Genomic DNA, 14847 nt, shown 5'->3' with positions numbered 1-14847 from the left:
TAAATAATATCCATTCCATTTAAAAAGCGTATGAACTTAAGTAACGATACACTTAGTTCATACGCTTTTTATTATTAATACATTTGAAACGTTTCTTTCTATTTTGTCGAACCCTTCAATTCATTAAAATTGAGAAGTTATACTTTTTTGTATAAACCTTCTAAAAGAATTATTTACAGTTGTTCCTGTAATTCAAGTAAATTATTAAAACTAATTTGATAGCTTTCCATCATCCCGCCATCTAAAAAACTGCGATCTTGTTCTACTACATACCATTCCGTACCATTCGCCTCACCCCATTGTAATATTGGAACAAAGTCAATAATACCCGTTCCAATCTCAGCTAAAGATTCAGGGTAAGTTAATCTCTTATCTGATTTTATATCTTTCAAGTGCATGATAGGCATTTTTTCTGGAAATCGTTTAATCACAGACAGCGGATCAATTTCAGCATATTGAACCCAGTACGTATCTACTTCAGGATAAATAAAACAGTTTCCCTCAGGCATCATCAAATAATTATAGGCAGTACGATTGTCAACTTTTGATAAAAATTCAAATTCATGGTTGTGATAGCCCACTCGAAATCCTAGACTATTGAGTCGCATAGCCAAATCAAGCAATGAACTCTTTACATATCTATATCCTTCTTCATTTTGTAATTCTTCAGGTAACGAATTGCAAAAAATATCTTTTGTACCAAACAATAATCCTTCATATATTACTTTATCTGTATCATTAAGCATTCTGTCAAGTGAGACATGCATTCCAGCTACTCTCATTCCTGTCTCTTTAAGTACTGCAGCAATATGTTCTGCACTATTACCGCGAAGTCCATCTATCTGAACAGCTTGCCATCCCATTTTTCGCAGCTCTCGTATAGTTCCACCGAAATCCACTTCAAGCTCACGTCTGAATGAATATAATTCCACAGCAAACTTATTGCGAATATCTTTCAATTTAGTCACCTCATTTTTTCTATAAAGGATTATTTAGTCTTAACTTAAATTAAGTTCTATTCTTTTAAATCAAGCCAACGAACTTCATCATCCGTTAATAAAATTTTCGTTGCATCGTAAGAGGACAATAATTCGTTACTATTTTCTGGTCCAATAACCGCCGCTGTCGGGAATGTCTGACACAATACATAAGCAAGAGAAATTTGAATAGGTGTTACCTTTTTTTTGTCTGCTAACTCTTCCGCACGTCGATATCGTTCCCAGTTGGCTTCACTATAATAAACTTCGACCATCTCTACATCATCTTTAATATCCGGTGTAAATCGACCAGAGAAAAATCCACCCGCTTGAGACGACCAAGCTAATAAAGGTGTATTTGAGTTTTGATGCCAACGTATCATCTCATCATTTGCAGACACACAATTTTCCCAACGAGGGCGATTCACTTTAGCAAGACTTAAGTTTGGACTATTAAAAGTAAAAGGCGTTAACTTATGCTCTGCCGCATATTTATTAGCTTCAATAATTCGTGCTATTTCCCAATTTGATGCACCAATGGCATAGACCAGACCCTTTTCAACCTGCTTATGAAGACTTTCCATAATAGGACCAACTTCCTTAGTTGGGTCATCCCGGTGCAAAGCGAATAGTTCGACATGATCTGTATCTAGTGTTTCCAAACTGGTATAAAGATCGTCTTCAATTGCCTCTGGAGTCACTCTAGCCACATCTGGATTTTCACGTGTCGGGTGACACGCTTTCGTATGAATAACTAGACTATCTCTATTCCTCCGCAACTTCATCCAACTTGCTAACGTTTTCTCACTATGTCGATATTGCCTTGCTGTATCAAATGAATTTCCACCTATTTCAATAAATTTATCCAGTACTGGGGCAGCAAAATCCATATTATCCGGTCTCAGGAAATCTCCTGAACCCATCAATAGATTAGAAACACTAATGGTAATATTTTTCCCATCTTTTTTCCCTTGAATATCTATATATTTCATCTGATTACGTCCCTTCTTCTTTCATTATAGTTTGCTGGCAGCTGCATCATCGATGTACAGTACAGCATGTTTTGAATTCTTAACAAGAGTAGACGGGATATCCGCAGTTGGTTCTGTATTGATTGTCAGCTCCACTATGTCTGCTTTCTTTTCACCATTTGCCATTAACATTACTTCAGCAGCCTCCGTAATATGTTGAATACCAAGTGAAATCCCTCGTGTTACATTCATTTCTTCATCAAAATATTTTACTGAAACCTTCTTAGTTACTGGGGCAAGATCGATGACGTGGCAATATGTATCCACTCTTACACCAGGTTCGTTGAAACCAATATGTCCGTTCATCCCAATTCCTAACAGCATAAAATCAATCCCTTCATGCTTCGCAACAAAGTGGTCTACTCTTTTACATTCTGCGTCCATGTCTATAGCCAAACCATCAAAAAAACAAATTTGTGAATCATCTATATTTGGGATACGATCAAAAAAATGATCAAATAGTGTTTGCTTACAACTTCCATTCGTTTCTTTACCAAGACCAACCCATTCATCAAGACTGACAAACGAGCATTTCCCAAAATCAACTTCTCCCTGATTAGCTGCTTCTGCTAAATAGTTTAAAGTCATAAGCGGGGTATCTCCTCCAGCAAAGCATAATAAACTATCAGGTTTCTTTTTTACTATTTCAATAATATGTTTCCCTGCTGATTCCGCCATTAATTCAGTTGTAAGAAACTTCTTAATATTCATATTAGTAATCTCCTTTTTTACTTATACTGCCTTATGAAATAATAATTTGATTCCTTCAATTTTAGAAACACTAGAAATTACAGTTTTCATAAACTTTAAGGTATTTTCTAAATTAAATAAGGTAATATTATCAATTAAATTTAAGTAGCTAGTTTTAAAAATCCAAATCAAGCTCTTGATGTGCTTTTTCTCTTTCGTTAAGAATCCTTTCCTCTTTCATTGCACTGCGTTCATACATTTTGAAAAACGGATAATACATACAAACAGCTGCCGCTAACACGACAAAACTAAGAATAACAGCTTTCCAGTCCATCGTTGCTAAATATTGAGCAAACGGAATTGGTGTTCCGCCTACATTGACCACTGGCGGCCGAACTATCCCCCAATGAAATATGAACCATTGACAAACTGCTAGAATAGGAGTCCCCATGACAAATGGGATAAACAAATAAGGATTAAAGCATATTGGCAAACCAAAAACGACCGGCTCTGATATGGTAAAAATTGCTGGAACAGCCGAAGCTTTTCCTACCGCTTTAATTTTTTGAGATTTACTAAATAATGCTAGGATTACTAAAGCTCCAGTAATCCCTGATCCGGAAAAACCCATGAAATAATCCCAAAAGTTTGGTGCAAACACATGTGGAATCGGTTCTCCAGCTGCAAAAGCAGCGGCATTTCGTCCAAGGTATTGAGTCATAAACGGCAATACAAAACCAATCAAAATTGCATAACCATTCAATCCAATAAACCAGAATAGCATTTCTAAAAAACAAATCAGGAAAACTGCATAAGGTGTATCAATACTATTAATTGCGGGCGCCAGCATGGTTGTAAATGCTTCAGGAATGATTTGCCCATTGGTCACACTTTGTACACCTGCACTTAGAAATACTGCAACAAATAAAACAACTACCATAGGAATAATCGATTCAAATGTTGCGGAAATCCCTTCGGGCAATCCTTTTAATCGAATCGTAATATTATTTTTCATAAATACATTTAACACTTCAACCGTAACTAATGAGGCAAAAATTGCGATAAACAAACCTCTTGAATCCAGAAACTGTGTATCTAAACTTCCATCAATTATTTTCGTATTTAAAATTAATGTCACCAATACCCCAGCTATTACACCGTGCAAAACAGGAACTTTCATCTGTTTTGCATGATTATATGAAATTGTGACGGCACAGTATATTGATAATAATCCAAATGTAAACTGGAATGGCAATTGCAGCATATCATTGTAATCTACAAAAAAGTTCTTTATTGCTGTTCCTTCAGGAAACATATTTCCAATTGATGAGATTATTAAGGAAAAAGAACCGATAATCAGTACTGAGATAAGCGCGATCATCCCATTCTTAATTGATGCTACATGGCGTTGTTTTTCTATTCTTGCTGCAATTGGCTCAAAATGCTTCTCCATAAAGGATATAAAGCCATCCATTTTTCGATTTTTTCCACTTCTCGACATATAGATATCCCCCTATTTTTCAGCAGACTCTAATTTCATGATAATAGCATCTTTCAAAATATTCCCGCCATTAACAGTTCCGTAATCTTGAGTATCAATAACTTGAATAGGTTTCTCCACTTCATCAGCTAGCTTTTTAAGTTCAGCAAATTTATGCTTAATTTGTGGACCTACCATAATTACATCGAAATCCTCTATATATTCCTGTATCTCTCCAGCTGGATGCGCCTCAATCCGAATATCAACGTTTTTTAATTTTTCACTTTTCACTGCAATTTCTTTCATTTTGGTTACCATTACCCCTGTTGAAGCACCTAGATTACAAACCAATAAAATATACAATCTATCAATATTCATATTCTGCTCCACCTTTATTTTCAATTTGTTTTTTTAAATCTACATACATAGATATCATTTCTTCCACCAGTGTCATCATTAAAATGGTATTCATTAATGTATCTTGAGCATGAATGAGTAAAACCGAAAAATCAGCAGTTTCTCCTTGTGCCTCTTTAACAATTAAGTTAGTTTGTACATCATGAGCCTCATTTACTTGTTTTTTTGCTGTATTAATTAATACTTCTACTTGTTGAAAGTTACCTTTTTTCGCCATCTGTAAGGCTTCAATCAACGTTGAAAATGCATCTCCTGCTAATGAAATAATTTTGAAAGAAACTTGTTCAGTATTCATTAAACTCCACCTTTTTTATACAATTGTTGCTTTTACAAGCTGATAGATTTCCTGTTTGGACCTTGCTTCTGTAAGCAAGCGAATTTTTTCTGAATTCAGTGCTAGTTGCGCAAGTCTCTCTACTAACAGATATGCCTCTTTCGATTGGAAAGCCATGGTAAAAATGACTTGTACGGGGACATTATATCGGTCATAGAAAGAAACACCTTTATTTAAAACAGTTACTCCTAAACTATCCTGTAATACACCATCTTCCGGCCCTGCATGTGCTAAAACTACACCAGGTGCGACCGTCATATAAGAACCATATTTTCTAATGCTTTTCATAATATTTTCATAATATCTCGGTTCAATACAATCCATTGCTATTAAATTGTCAGTACCAAGTGCAATTGCTTGCCGCCATGTATTTGCCTTTTCACCATAAACAACTGTTTCTGGTGAAAAAATAAAATCGGGAACAACTTCTCTACTGGCTTCGTATTCATCATTAGTGAGTACCTCTAGTAAATCCGATTCCAGTTTGCTTAGATTAGTAATATGGCCATTATCCATCATAAGCTGTATGATTTTGCTAAATTTATTTAACGGTTGAATGGATTGAACTTTCATTTTCAGCTGTAAATGCTTTTGAAGTAATTTGATATCATCCAAATAAAGGTAACTATTAATACGCAGAATTTTTTCGGAACGAATATCTGGAATATTTACCGTACTCAGCACATAATCATATTTTTCTATCGTTTCCTTATCAAGTAATCTAAGTGGCATGGTATCAATTCGTTCGAATTCGAACATTTTCTTTATTTGCGCTCCTATCATACTTGCCACGGCTGTTCCTTCTACACACACAATAAGAATAGCCGGTTTTGTCTTTTGATTTGTTTTGAACTTCTCCATTTCAGAAAAAAAATAGATGGCAAGAAAGGAAATTTCCTGATTGCTCACAGTTACTTTAATAATCGGCTCTAATTCTTTGCAAATTTGGGACGTCACAAGAAATATTTCATGATTAGTTTTCATAAATTGTTCAAATATGGGGTTTTCAATTGTTATATTTTCTCGTAATCTTTTTACCATGAATATGACATGATTCTTAATTTGCTCTAAAAACTTACTATTTCCCTTAAAGAAATCTACTTTATATACCTCTCCTACTTTTTTGCAGAGTTCTCTTGTAAATAATTCAATTTCCTCTTCCTGATTCTTACTGTCTGATTGCATAACACTATTAAGTAGGATTTTTAAGCTGTTTTTGTATTTTGGCTCTATTTTAGATAATGCATTTGATATATTTTCAAAGTCTCCTTCTACTTTAGTAACAATTTTAAATAACAAAGCTAAAAGTGTGAGATATGTTTGGTCATCCATGCCTCTATTTAAATTAGTCTCCAGCCGATGACTGATTTCAACTGCTCTCTGTAAATACTCATATTCAAATAAATTATAAAAAAACAATTCACCATGTTTCGAAACAATCCTGTCATCATTAATAAAATTATAAAATTCTCTAATATTAATGCTGCGAATCAGTATCTTAGCAAAAGTAATGCACTTCAATAATGTATCACCAGTGATATAGTGACCTTTTCTTTTTTTATGCTCTAAGTTTAAATCTTCTAGAAAAACCTCCCCTTCAATAGCTCTTATATGATTTAAGATTGTTGTTCGAGAAAGAAAAAGGACTTCTTCAAAATAAGCGGTTGGAATGACCTCTTCTGAAATTAACATTTTCAGCTTCAAAAAATTCTGGATTTCTTCTTGTGAATACTGATATTTTTTTGGCGTCATACGCTGTTTAAATATAGACAATATTGGACGAATACTTTTCTTTTCAACTAAAAATACTCCTTTACGCGGATGTCTAGTCAAAGGTTCAAGCTTATTTTCTTCCATGAATCTATCAATTTTGCTCAAACTATAACGTACGTTTCTCTCATTAGTTTCTACTTGTTCGGCAATCTTTGCTATATTCATGTAACCATCTTGCATAAGCAAAATATCAATAATCTCTATACATCGCTGATCCAATTTCATCTGTATTCACCTCCTCTTTCTTATCTCTTTCCAAGTATAATAATTTAAAAAAACGCTTTCAATAAGGGTTATAACACTTTTTGTCGTAGAATCACCGTCAAAAGATAACTATGTAAAGATTTCTCAACTAACAAAAATGAAGTGTCTTACACCTCGACACGCAAAAATAGCTCTTCCAATTTTATTATTTCTAATCTAAAAAGCACATAAAAAATGAGCCTTCTAAAGAAGACTTTTTAGAAAATAAATCTATTTGTACCATTTTCATACTGTATTCAACACATATATTTTTATAATTTAAGAGCAGTTTAGTAAAAAAATTTTTTTATTTTCAATTTATAATTTTATATTGATAATGGCTTGATTCCACTAAAAAAACCATACTTATTTGAATTATAAAATGCTTGAAATCAAAAAAGCATAGGAACTTATACATTATAATAGTTCATATGCTATGCTTTTGATAATGTAAATTTCTATATAATAAATTCTTCATTCAAAATTTGTAAATATACAGAATTGATAACCTAACCAAACAATTATTTAAATTTCATCATATACGCCTTCTGAAATACATCACCAGCTTCTAACCGGTTAACACCAAACTTCTCTTTAAAGTCTCCCGTCGTATCATGCATATCCGCAATACCACACCAAGGCTCGATACAAACAAATGGTGCAATACTATTATTTTCTTCATTATATTTAGACCAGATTCCTACAAACGGAAAGTCTGTAAATTCAACATCTACGCCACGATCAGATTTTGCTGAGACAAGCTCTATACGATCGATATGACTGTATATCATAGCATCCTTTGCAAACAGCTCTGGCTGCAGTGTTATGTCTGGAAGCTGATTACGGACTCCTTTCTCATGAACCAATGCATTTTCCAAGCCATATTCCATTACCTCTTTATTTGGAGCAGGAGTAAATTTCAATTGGTAATCCTCTAATCCTTCATTTTCTAAAAGCGGGATTCGAAAAGCGGGATGAGCGCCAATTGAAAAATACATTTCCCCGCTATTTTTGTTTTCTATTTTCCAATCAACGGAAAGCGAATCCTGGTTGAGGGAATAAGTGATTGTTGCTTTAAATTCATATGGATAAACTTCTTTAAAACGTCCATCCGAAGCTGCCTCAAATGCAACATGCTCTGTCGAATGTGAGCCAAGTTCAAATTCAACATCTCTTAAAAATCCATGCTGAGACATGTCATATGTTTTTCCGTCTAATTGATATTGGTCTCCTTTTAAACGCCCAACAATCGGGAATAATACCGGTGAAACACGTCCCCAATAGGCACTGTCTCCCGTCCACATATAGCTTAAGTTATTCTTTTTATGCTCGACAGCCCGTATTTCAGCACCATTACTTTCTATTTCAACTTTTAGCCAATCGTTTTCTATGATTTGTTTCACTGTGGTTCATCCTTTCTGGAATTAAAGAGTTGATGGAGAAGTGGTTATATACTTTAATCTTAATGTTTGGGGAGTGGGGTGTCTAGTTTGGCTTTCTAATATATAATTCCTCGTTTCAAATGATTTTTTTAATAATTCTTCTAGCTCATCATAATTTTTAAAAACAGTTTTTTTTTATCCTATAATTTAAATCAATTAATTCCCTTGAAGAACTTAACCAGGGTCTACCTAATCTAACTTCCTCATTATGTTTTACTATCCATATAAATTCTGCTGTACCATAAAAAAAGAAATACAGACGCCAATTTTTAACCCTTCTTGTACTACTACTTCTATTTTTAGGAACTTTTCTTTTTTATTTAAAGAAACAGAATATCCGATATTTTCTATTATTCCTATAAATAACTTCATCAACCTCAATATAAATCAGCTTATCTTTTTCTTCAATTCTTTATGAACTATACTTATTCGACAGTTCTTCATATTTTTTACATGGTATCTTATGACTCTTCACTTACAATGGAGAAGAAAAAATAATTATTTTCGCTTTTTCATAAAACTGCACAAAACTACATATTAATTTTGAAAGCGGTTAGACATATAATGAATATAATCGAAAAATGTAGGAGGCATCTTTATGGGAAATAGTTGGTTAGATATAGAAAATAAAGTGGTCATTGTAACTGGGGGTTCATCAGGTATTGGCAGACAAATTGTTCAATCTCTTTTAGATAATAAAGCAGTTGTATATAATGCAGATTTACGTGACAATCCAATTGATCATTCATATTATCATTTTAAAGAAACAAATGTGGCTGATGAAGAGGCTGTTCGTAGTACGGTTCAATCAATTTTTGATGAACAATCTCAAATTGATGTATTAGTGAATAATGCAGGTATCAACTTACCAAGACTATTAGTAGATGCAAAAGAAGAAAAGCCGGAATATGAAATTAATATGAAAGATTTGGATTTGATGCTAGGTGTCAACTTAAAAGGACCCGTTCTTTTTAGCCAAGAAGTGTCTCGTTATTTTATCAAATCAAAAAAAGGCGTTATTATTAATATTTCTAGTGAAGCTGGGCAAGAAGGGTCAGAAGGTCAAAGCATTTATTCCGCTACTAAAGCGGCTCTAATTGGTTTCACAAGAAGCTGGGCAAAGGAATTAGGAAAGCACAACATCCGTGTTGTTGCAATCGCACCAGGAATTTTAGAGGAAACAGGATTGAGAACACAGCAATATGAAGAAGCGCTTGCTTATACAAGAAATACAACTGTGGATCAATTAAATGGTGATTACTCTAAGTCCATTCCAATTCGTCGTGTCGGCCAATTAGCAGAAGTTGCTGATTTGGTATGTTATTTAAGTTCTGAGAAGTCAAGCTATATCACTGGAACAACAATTAATATCTCTGGGGGTAAATCAAGAGGTTAATCCCCGAGTTAGGTTAGGGGAGAAGTTATGGAGCTTAATAAGAAGCATTTGAAAATAGTAGAAGTGCTTATATCGGAAAATATTTCAGCTGAAAAACTTTCCCATTTATTGAATATATCGCAACGAACGTTGTCCAATTATGTAGCTCAGATTAATGATTATTTTGAAGGCACTTCTCAAATTATAAAGGAACATCACATTCTGTCGATATTCATCCTTGATGAAAGTAGGTTTTCGGACCTCTTAGAGACATGGAGGAAAGAATTAAAGAGATATGAAAGCGAATTGAATCATCGGCAGGATACTGTTTTTCATCATTTATTAAAACATCAGAAGAGCACAATTGATGATATTGCTGAAGAGTTGTTCTTAAGCAAAGGTGTTGTCAATAATATTATAGCTGAATTAAAAGAAAAGCTGCATTCTTATCCAGTGGATATTAAAGGGACACAGAATGTTGGCTTACAACTGGAAGGGAACGAAATTGCCATTCGCAAAGTAATTATTGAACAGTTCCCTAATAGTTATCACGAACAACCGCTTCCTGATCAAATTGAACATCATTTACTGAATTTAAAAAAGAAATATAACTTAGATGATTCGTCATCTTCCAGATTGCGATTAGCTACACAAGTAACAATGGCCAGGCTTGAAAGTGGAATTTTTATCGAAACAGACTTGGATATTGACCAACAGGTATTTGAATCAGAAGACTTTCAAAGTTTTCAAGCATTGAAGGAAGCAATTGCAGATAGGTATAATCTAGAAAACGTTAATCAAGAAATTTTTGTTATTGTTCTTCAACTACTTGGACGCAGAGCTTCCATTATAGATGAAATAATTAATGAAAATGAGCATTCGATGCTTGAGCGTATTATAAAGAATACGATTAAAGATATCAATTATTACTACACGATTAAAATTGATGAAGCCATGTTTAGTAAAGATATTCAGCTTCACATCAAACATTTAATTAACCGTTTGATTTTCAGTGTAAAGGTAAATAACAACTTGATGGAGGATGTACAGCAACGTTTTCCGTTTGCATATGAGCTATCAAGTGTTCTAGCCGAAAATATAAAAAAAGAAATAAATATGGAAGTTCCTATTAATGAGCTTAGTTTTCTTTCATTATATTTTAGTGTGTATCTGGAACAGTTAGAACAGAAAATACGTGACATTAAATCGGTTGCTGTTATTACAAACCAAGGCTTAAGCGCATCGAAACTGCTAACAACAAATTTACAGAAAATCTTTAGTAATCAAATTGACATTGAGGTATTTAATGAAGATGTGCTAAAAACAGAGAATATCAAACAATTTGATTTGATTGTTTCTACTGTTTGGACAAACCGTCTATTTAATAAAGTAGTCTATATCGAGAATATACTGGATACACAATTACTGAAATTAAAAATCGAGCAATTCTTAGTTTATAAAGATGTTAAGAATAAAAAGTTATTCAATCAAAGTGTTCTTGTAGATTTTATTGAAGAAAAAGATTTTTATCATGTCGATACGTTTGATTGCTATGAAGATGTTATTCGATTTTTATCTGGTGAGTTAATCAAAGAAGGAAAAGTTGATGAAGAATTTACAAAGCGTATTATAACACGGGAACAAATGAAATCAACGGTTATGGGTGATTTGGCGTTTCCCCATGTGAGTCATCATCAAGACGGTATTTGTATAAAAGTTGCTTTGTTAGATAGCCCCTTAAGCGATTATCAGAATGTCACTATTGTCATCTTATTAGCTACACCGGATCAAACTGGTAATGAAGCAGTGTTAATTAGAGTATATGAAGAAGTGTTGGCGATGACCACTAATGGTTATCTACTTAATAAAATGACTAAAGATATGGATTATACTTCGTTTGCATATATTTTGAATCAAGAAATGAGGAAATAGCTTATGTTTTTTATTATGCTGATTATTATTTTAGCAGTTGGTTTTGTTGTCCAATATTTATTTGGTTTTGTCCAAATCAAGCATTTCACTAAGCATTATACGGAGTTGAGAGAAAAGGGTCGTGTAGCTATTGGAAGACGACCAGCAATTATTAGATCAGGAACGCTTGTGTTATTTCAATTAAATAATAAAAATGAAATCGAAGAAGCACGTTATATGCAAGGAGTGACAGTGTTTTCCAGATTTAAGCAATTGAAGGGATTAGAAGGAAAAAAGATGAATAAGCTCAAGGAAGAAGATTTCATAGACTATAATAAGCTTTTAAAACGTGCCATTGTTGATGCACAACATACATTTAATGTAGTGCAGGCTGGTGGAGAAATCGAACAAATTCCTTCACCAATGATGAAAGTTGTAAATAAAGTAAATAAAATGTTCACAAAGAAAGGGGTCAAGAAACATGGACTTCATAGTTAAATTAGCGGAAGGATTTATCAACCTCTTCCAAACAGGTGCAGATACGTTTATTGGGTGGATGGGATCCATCGTTCCATTAGTTTTAATGCTTCTCATCGCAATGAATACATTAATCCAATTAATTGGAGAAAATCGTATTAATAGAATTGCTCAAAAATCAGCAGGAAATCCATTATTAAGATATATGGTGCTGCCATTCTTAGGTTCATTTATGCTGGCAAATCCAATGCTTCACTCTTTAGGGCGATTTTTACCAGAAAAGTACAAGCCAAGCTATTTTGCTGCAGCAGGACAGTTCGCACATACAAGTAACGGTATTTTCCCTCATATTAACCCGGCAGAATTATTTATTTTCTTAGGTATTGCAAGCGGGATTCAACAATTGGGATTACCTATGACAGATTTAGCAATTCGCTATTTACTGGTTGGTTTAGTAATGAACTTTATTGGTGGCTGGGTAACTGACTTTACAACAAGTTATGTAGAAAAACAACAAAAAGTAAAATTAAGTAAAAAAGTTCATATAGAGGGGTAGGTGTAAAGCCATGAGTAAAAAAGTCAAAATAGTTAAAGGTTCTGGCGGGTTCGGCGGTCCTTTAGTAATCGGTGTAAATGGTAAAAAAGATAAAGTAATGTATGTGACAGGCGGTCATAAACCTGCTATTGTAGATAAAATATGTGAAATTACCGGCGCTTCTGCGGTAAACGGCTTTGAAACTTCCGTACCAGAAGACGAAATTATGGTTGCTGTTATTGACTGTGGAGGTACATTACGCTGTGGTATTTACCCCCAAAAAGGTATCCCGACAGTTAATATTATGGCGACAGGAAAAAGCGGTCCATTAAGACAGTATATTACAGAAGATATTTATGTATCGAATGTAGATGTGGATCAGGTAAGTGTTGTTGGGGAAGAGGAAGGTACTGACCAAGCTTCTAAGACGGTTCAGCAGGCTTCTTCTGAGGAAACAGAGAAGGAAGAAAAGACAGAGCAAGAAACAACCTATTCTAAAGATAAAAAAATTATGGAAACACGTGCGGAGCAAGAAAACAAAAGCTTGCTTACCAAAATTGGGTTAGGGGCAGGGAAAGTAATTAACACTTTCTATCAGGCCTCCCGTGATGCTGTAGAAACGATGCTGCACACTGTTATTCCTTTTATGGGATTCGTTGCCCTGCTAATTGGTATCATTCAAGGCTCTGGAATCGGTGATTTATTTGCTAATATTATGTCTCCACTGGCAGGAAACATTTGGGGACTAATGGTTATCGGCTTTGTATGTTCTTTGCCTTTCCTAAGCCCATTACTCGGGCCTGGCGGAGTTATTGGACAAGTATTAGGAACATTAATTGGTGTAGAGATCGGTAAAGGGAACATCCCTCCAAACCTAGCATTACCAGCATTATTTGCTATCAATACTCAAAATGCTGCTGACTTTATCCCTGTAGGTTTAGGTCTTGCAGAAGCAGAAACAAAAACAATTGAAGTCGGTGTACCATCTGTCCTGTATTCCAGATTCTTAAATGGTGTACCGAGAGTATTTGTCGCCTGGCTGGCAAGCTTTGGGCTGTATAAATAATAAATGAAAAGATAAGAGATTAATAAACTTAGGAGTGTTTTAACATGTATCAAACAACAATTAAAAGTATCGGAAAAGACGCAAAAGCATTTGAAGCAGAAAAAATGATGGTTTTATTTGGAGATAATGCACCAAATGAACTAGCAGATTTTTGCTACGTGATAGATTTAGTGTCTGTCGATGAAGATATTGCAGTAGGAGACATATTAAAGTTAGATAATGTTTCTTATCAGATCACAAGTGTTGGTGATGCAGTAAGAAAAAATTTAAATGATTTAGGTCATATCACATTGAAATTTGATGGCAGCACTACAGCGGGGCAATCAGGTTCACTTTATTTAGAAGAGAAAGAAATTGTTGATGTGAAACCTGGCAGTACGATTACGATAGAAAAATAAACCATAGATTAAAAATAAGATTCCCCATAAGCGAACAGGAAGGCCTAAAGTTTATGGGGATTTTTTGGTTTCTATTTTTTAATAATTGTTTTATCAATAATAAAATTTCCTTGACTCGTCCTTTCAATGATTGGATAATTTTTACTTTTCAACCAATCATTTAATTTTTCAAAGCTATAACCAAGTTGTCTTCTAGTTAAGTCGTACTTTTTTTCAACATCTTTACTCGTGATATTAGGGTTGATCATTAATTCTTTTAATATTTTATTACCACGTTCATCAAGCTGTATCATTTACCTCCTCCCCTCCCTTCTAAATTTATTTTAACACCTATATTATCTCTGTAAATGCGCTTTCGTATCAATTTTTGGAAAGGGCTGTGTACAAGACTGTGATTTACTATTTATTAAATTTGACGGTGAATTGATCTCAAATAACCGAGAACCTTCCTCTGGCATAATGTAAAACAATTATTAACTAACATTGGTTATATAGGCACTGAATCTAACTATCATTCAAAAGCAATGACAATTGCTTCAAAGGTTTAAAGCATCTTAAATTACTTTATGTGATTTTGAGATTTTTGGAAGAATATGAATGATATATTGTATTTCAACTTCTTCCGTCAATTTTACACTCCATTTATTGGTCTAAATTTTTTGTCTGTATAATCTGCAATTACTCTTTCTCAGCAATTC

The 14847-nt window shown here is 33.9% G+C and carries 15 protein-coding genes; 6 read left to right on the top strand and 9 right to left on the bottom strand.

The genetic code is table 11. From position 1 onward, the window contains the following. Positions 1 to 173: 173 nt before the first annotated feature. The 8 genes from ACFO3P_RS02730 to ACFO3P_RS02695 form a co-directional block, all read right to left on the bottom strand. Positions 174 to 959, bottom strand: coding sequence for a sugar phosphate isomerase/epimerase family protein (locus ACFO3P_RS02730; RefSeq protein ID WP_289584957.1), 786 nt, complete (start codon positions 957 to 959; stop codon positions 174 to 176). Positions 960 to 1015: 56 nt separating this feature from the next. Next, positions 1016 to 1969: an aldo/keto reductase gene (locus ACFO3P_RS02725; protein WP_212928691.1), complete on the bottom strand. Its 954-nt coding sequence runs from the start codon at positions 1967 to 1969 to the stop codon at positions 1016 to 1018. Between the two features lie 24 nt (positions 1970 to 1993). Continuing rightward, positions 1994 to 2719: a glucosamine-6-phosphate deaminase gene (locus tag ACFO3P_RS02720; protein ID WP_289584955.1), complete on the bottom strand. Its 726-nt coding sequence runs from the start codon at positions 2717 to 2719 to the stop codon at positions 1994 to 1996. Positions 2720 to 2873: 154 nt separating this feature from the next. Beyond that, positions 2874 to 4199 (bottom strand): PTS sugar transporter subunit IIC, encoded by a 1326-nt coding sequence (locus ACFO3P_RS02715; RefSeq protein ID WP_289584954.1) that lies wholly within the window; start codon positions 4197 to 4199, stop codon positions 2874 to 2876. 12 nt (positions 4200 to 4211) lie between these two features. Further along, the gene (locus tag ACFO3P_RS02710) at positions 4212 to 4556 is read right to left on the bottom strand and encodes a PTS sugar transporter subunit IIB (protein WP_212928694.1); all 345 of its coding nucleotides are present in this window, start codon (positions 4554 to 4556) and stop codon (positions 4212 to 4214) included. Then, the gene (locus ACFO3P_RS02705) at positions 4546 to 4890 is read right to left on the bottom strand and encodes a PTS sugar transporter subunit IIA (protein ID WP_212928695.1); all 345 of its coding nucleotides are present in this window, start codon (positions 4888 to 4890) and stop codon (positions 4546 to 4548) included. The genes ACFO3P_RS02710 and ACFO3P_RS02705 overlap by 11 nt, the downstream gene beginning before the upstream one ends. A 15-nt stretch (positions 4891 to 4905) precedes the next feature. Continuing rightward, positions 4906 to 6927 carry a BglG family transcription antiterminator gene (locus ACFO3P_RS02700; RefSeq protein WP_212928696.1) on the bottom strand — a complete coding sequence of 674 codons (2022 nt, stop codon included), beginning with the start codon at positions 6925 to 6927 and terminating at the stop codon, positions 4906 to 4908. A gap of 539 nt (positions 6928 to 7466) precedes the next feature. Then, positions 7467 to 8348, bottom strand: a complete 882-nt coding sequence (locus tag ACFO3P_RS02695; protein WP_212928697.1) for an aldose 1-epimerase family protein — start codon at positions 8346 to 8348, stop codon at positions 7467 to 7469. Positions 8349 to 8985: 637 nt separating this feature from the next. On the opposite strand from ACFO3P_RS02695, the gene ACFO3P_RS02690 reads away from it, so the two are divergent. The 6 genes from ACFO3P_RS02690 to ACFO3P_RS02665 are packed head-to-tail and all read left to right on the top strand — an operon-like array spanning position 8986 to position 14149. Continuing rightward, the gene (locus ACFO3P_RS02690) at positions 8986 to 9783 is read left to right on the top strand and encodes an SDR family oxidoreductase (protein WP_289584953.1); all 798 of its coding nucleotides are present in this window, start codon (positions 8986 to 8988) and stop codon (positions 9781 to 9783) included. A gap of 27 nt (positions 9784 to 9810) precedes the next feature. Next, entirely contained in the window at positions 9811 to 11694 is a 1884-nt protein-coding gene (locus ACFO3P_RS02685) for a BglG family transcription antiterminator (RefSeq protein ID WP_289584952.1), read from the top strand. A 3-nt stretch (positions 11695 to 11697) separates the two neighbouring features. Then, a complete protein-coding gene (locus tag ACFO3P_RS02680) occupies positions 11698 to 12171 on the top strand; it encodes a transcriptional regulator GutM (protein ID WP_212928700.1) in 474 nt (157 codons plus the stop codon). Next, positions 12155 to 12706: a PTS glucitol/sorbitol transporter subunit IIC gene (gene srlA, locus ACFO3P_RS02675; RefSeq protein WP_212928701.1), complete on the top strand. Its 552-nt coding sequence runs from the start codon at positions 12155 to 12157 to the stop codon at positions 12704 to 12706. Before ACFO3P_RS02680 ends, srlA begins: the two co-directional genes overlap by 17 nt. A 10-nt stretch (positions 12707 to 12716) precedes the next feature. Continuing rightward, complete coding sequence (srlE, locus tag ACFO3P_RS02670) at positions 12717 to 13751, top strand: PTS glucitol/sorbitol transporter subunit IIB (RefSeq protein WP_212928702.1); 1035 nt, start codon at positions 12717 to 12719, stop codon at positions 13749 to 13751. A 44-nt stretch (positions 13752 to 13795) separates the two neighbouring features. After that, entirely contained in the window at positions 13796 to 14149 is a 354-nt protein-coding gene (locus tag ACFO3P_RS02665) for a PTS glucitol/sorbitol transporter subunit IIA (protein WP_212928703.1), read from the top strand. A gap of 71 nt (positions 14150 to 14220) precedes the next feature. On the opposite strand, the gene ACFO3P_RS02660 is transcribed toward ACFO3P_RS02665, so the two are convergent. Beyond that, positions 14221 to 14442 (bottom strand): hypothetical protein, encoded by a 222-nt coding sequence (locus tag ACFO3P_RS02660; RefSeq protein ID WP_212928704.1) that lies wholly within the window; start codon positions 14440 to 14442, stop codon positions 14221 to 14223. Between the last annotated feature and the right edge of the window lie 405 nt (positions 14443 to 14847).

Origin of the sequence: Oceanobacillus aidingensis (assembly GCF_042654105.1) — a bacterium.
GTDB classification, from domain to species: Bacteria; Bacillota; Bacilli; order Bacillales; family Amphibacillaceae; genus Oceanobacillus; species Oceanobacillus oncorhynchi.
Note: the sequence above shows the minus strand (reverse complement) of the source record. Positions and strands in the feature narration are given on the sequence as shown.

Coding starts and splice junctions, on each gene's coding strand:
- ACFO3P_RS02725 (WP_212928691.1), bottom strand. CDS start 1,969: ATGAAATATATAGATATTCAAGGGAAAAAAGATGGGAAAAATATTACC.
- ACFO3P_RS02720 (WP_289584955.1), bottom strand. CDS start 2,719: ATGAATATTAAGAAGTTTCTTACAACTGAATTAATGGCGGAATCAGCA.
- ACFO3P_RS02715 (WP_289584954.1), bottom strand. CDS start 4,199: ATGTCGAGAAGTGGAAAAAATCGAAAAATGGATGGCTTTATATCCTTT.
- ACFO3P_RS02710 (WP_212928694.1), bottom strand. CDS start 4,556: ATGAATATTGATAGATTGTATATTTTATTGGTTTGTAATCTAGGTGCT.
- ACFO3P_RS02705 (WP_212928695.1), bottom strand. CDS start 4,890: ATGAATACTGAACAAGTTTCTTTCAAAATTATTTCATTAGCAGGAGAT.
- ACFO3P_RS02700 (WP_212928696.1), bottom strand. CDS start 6,927: ATGAAATTGGATCAGCGATGTATAGAGATTATTGATATTTTGCTTATG.
- ACFO3P_RS02690 (WP_289584953.1), top strand. CDS start 8,986: ATGGGAAATAGTTGGTTAGATATAGAAAATAAAGTGGTCATTGTAACT.
- ACFO3P_RS02685 (WP_289584952.1), top strand. CDS start 9,811: ATGGAGCTTAATAAGAAGCATTTGAAAATAGTAGAAGTGCTTATATCG.
- ACFO3P_RS02680 (WP_212928700.1), top strand. CDS start 11,698: ATGTTTTTTATTATGCTGATTATTATTTTAGCAGTTGGTTTTGTTGTC.
- srlA (WP_212928701.1), top strand. CDS start 12,155: ATGGACTTCATAGTTAAATTAGCGGAAGGATTTATCAACCTCTTCCAA.
- srlE (WP_212928702.1), top strand. CDS start 12,717: ATGAGTAAAAAAGTCAAAATAGTTAAAGGTTCTGGCGGGTTCGGCGGT.
- ACFO3P_RS02665 (WP_212928703.1), top strand. CDS start 13,796: ATGTATCAAACAACAATTAAAAGTATCGGAAAAGACGCAAAAGCATTT.
- ACFO3P_RS02660 (WP_212928704.1), bottom strand. CDS start 14,442: ATGATACAGCTTGATGAACGTGGTAATAAAATATTAAAAGAATTAATG.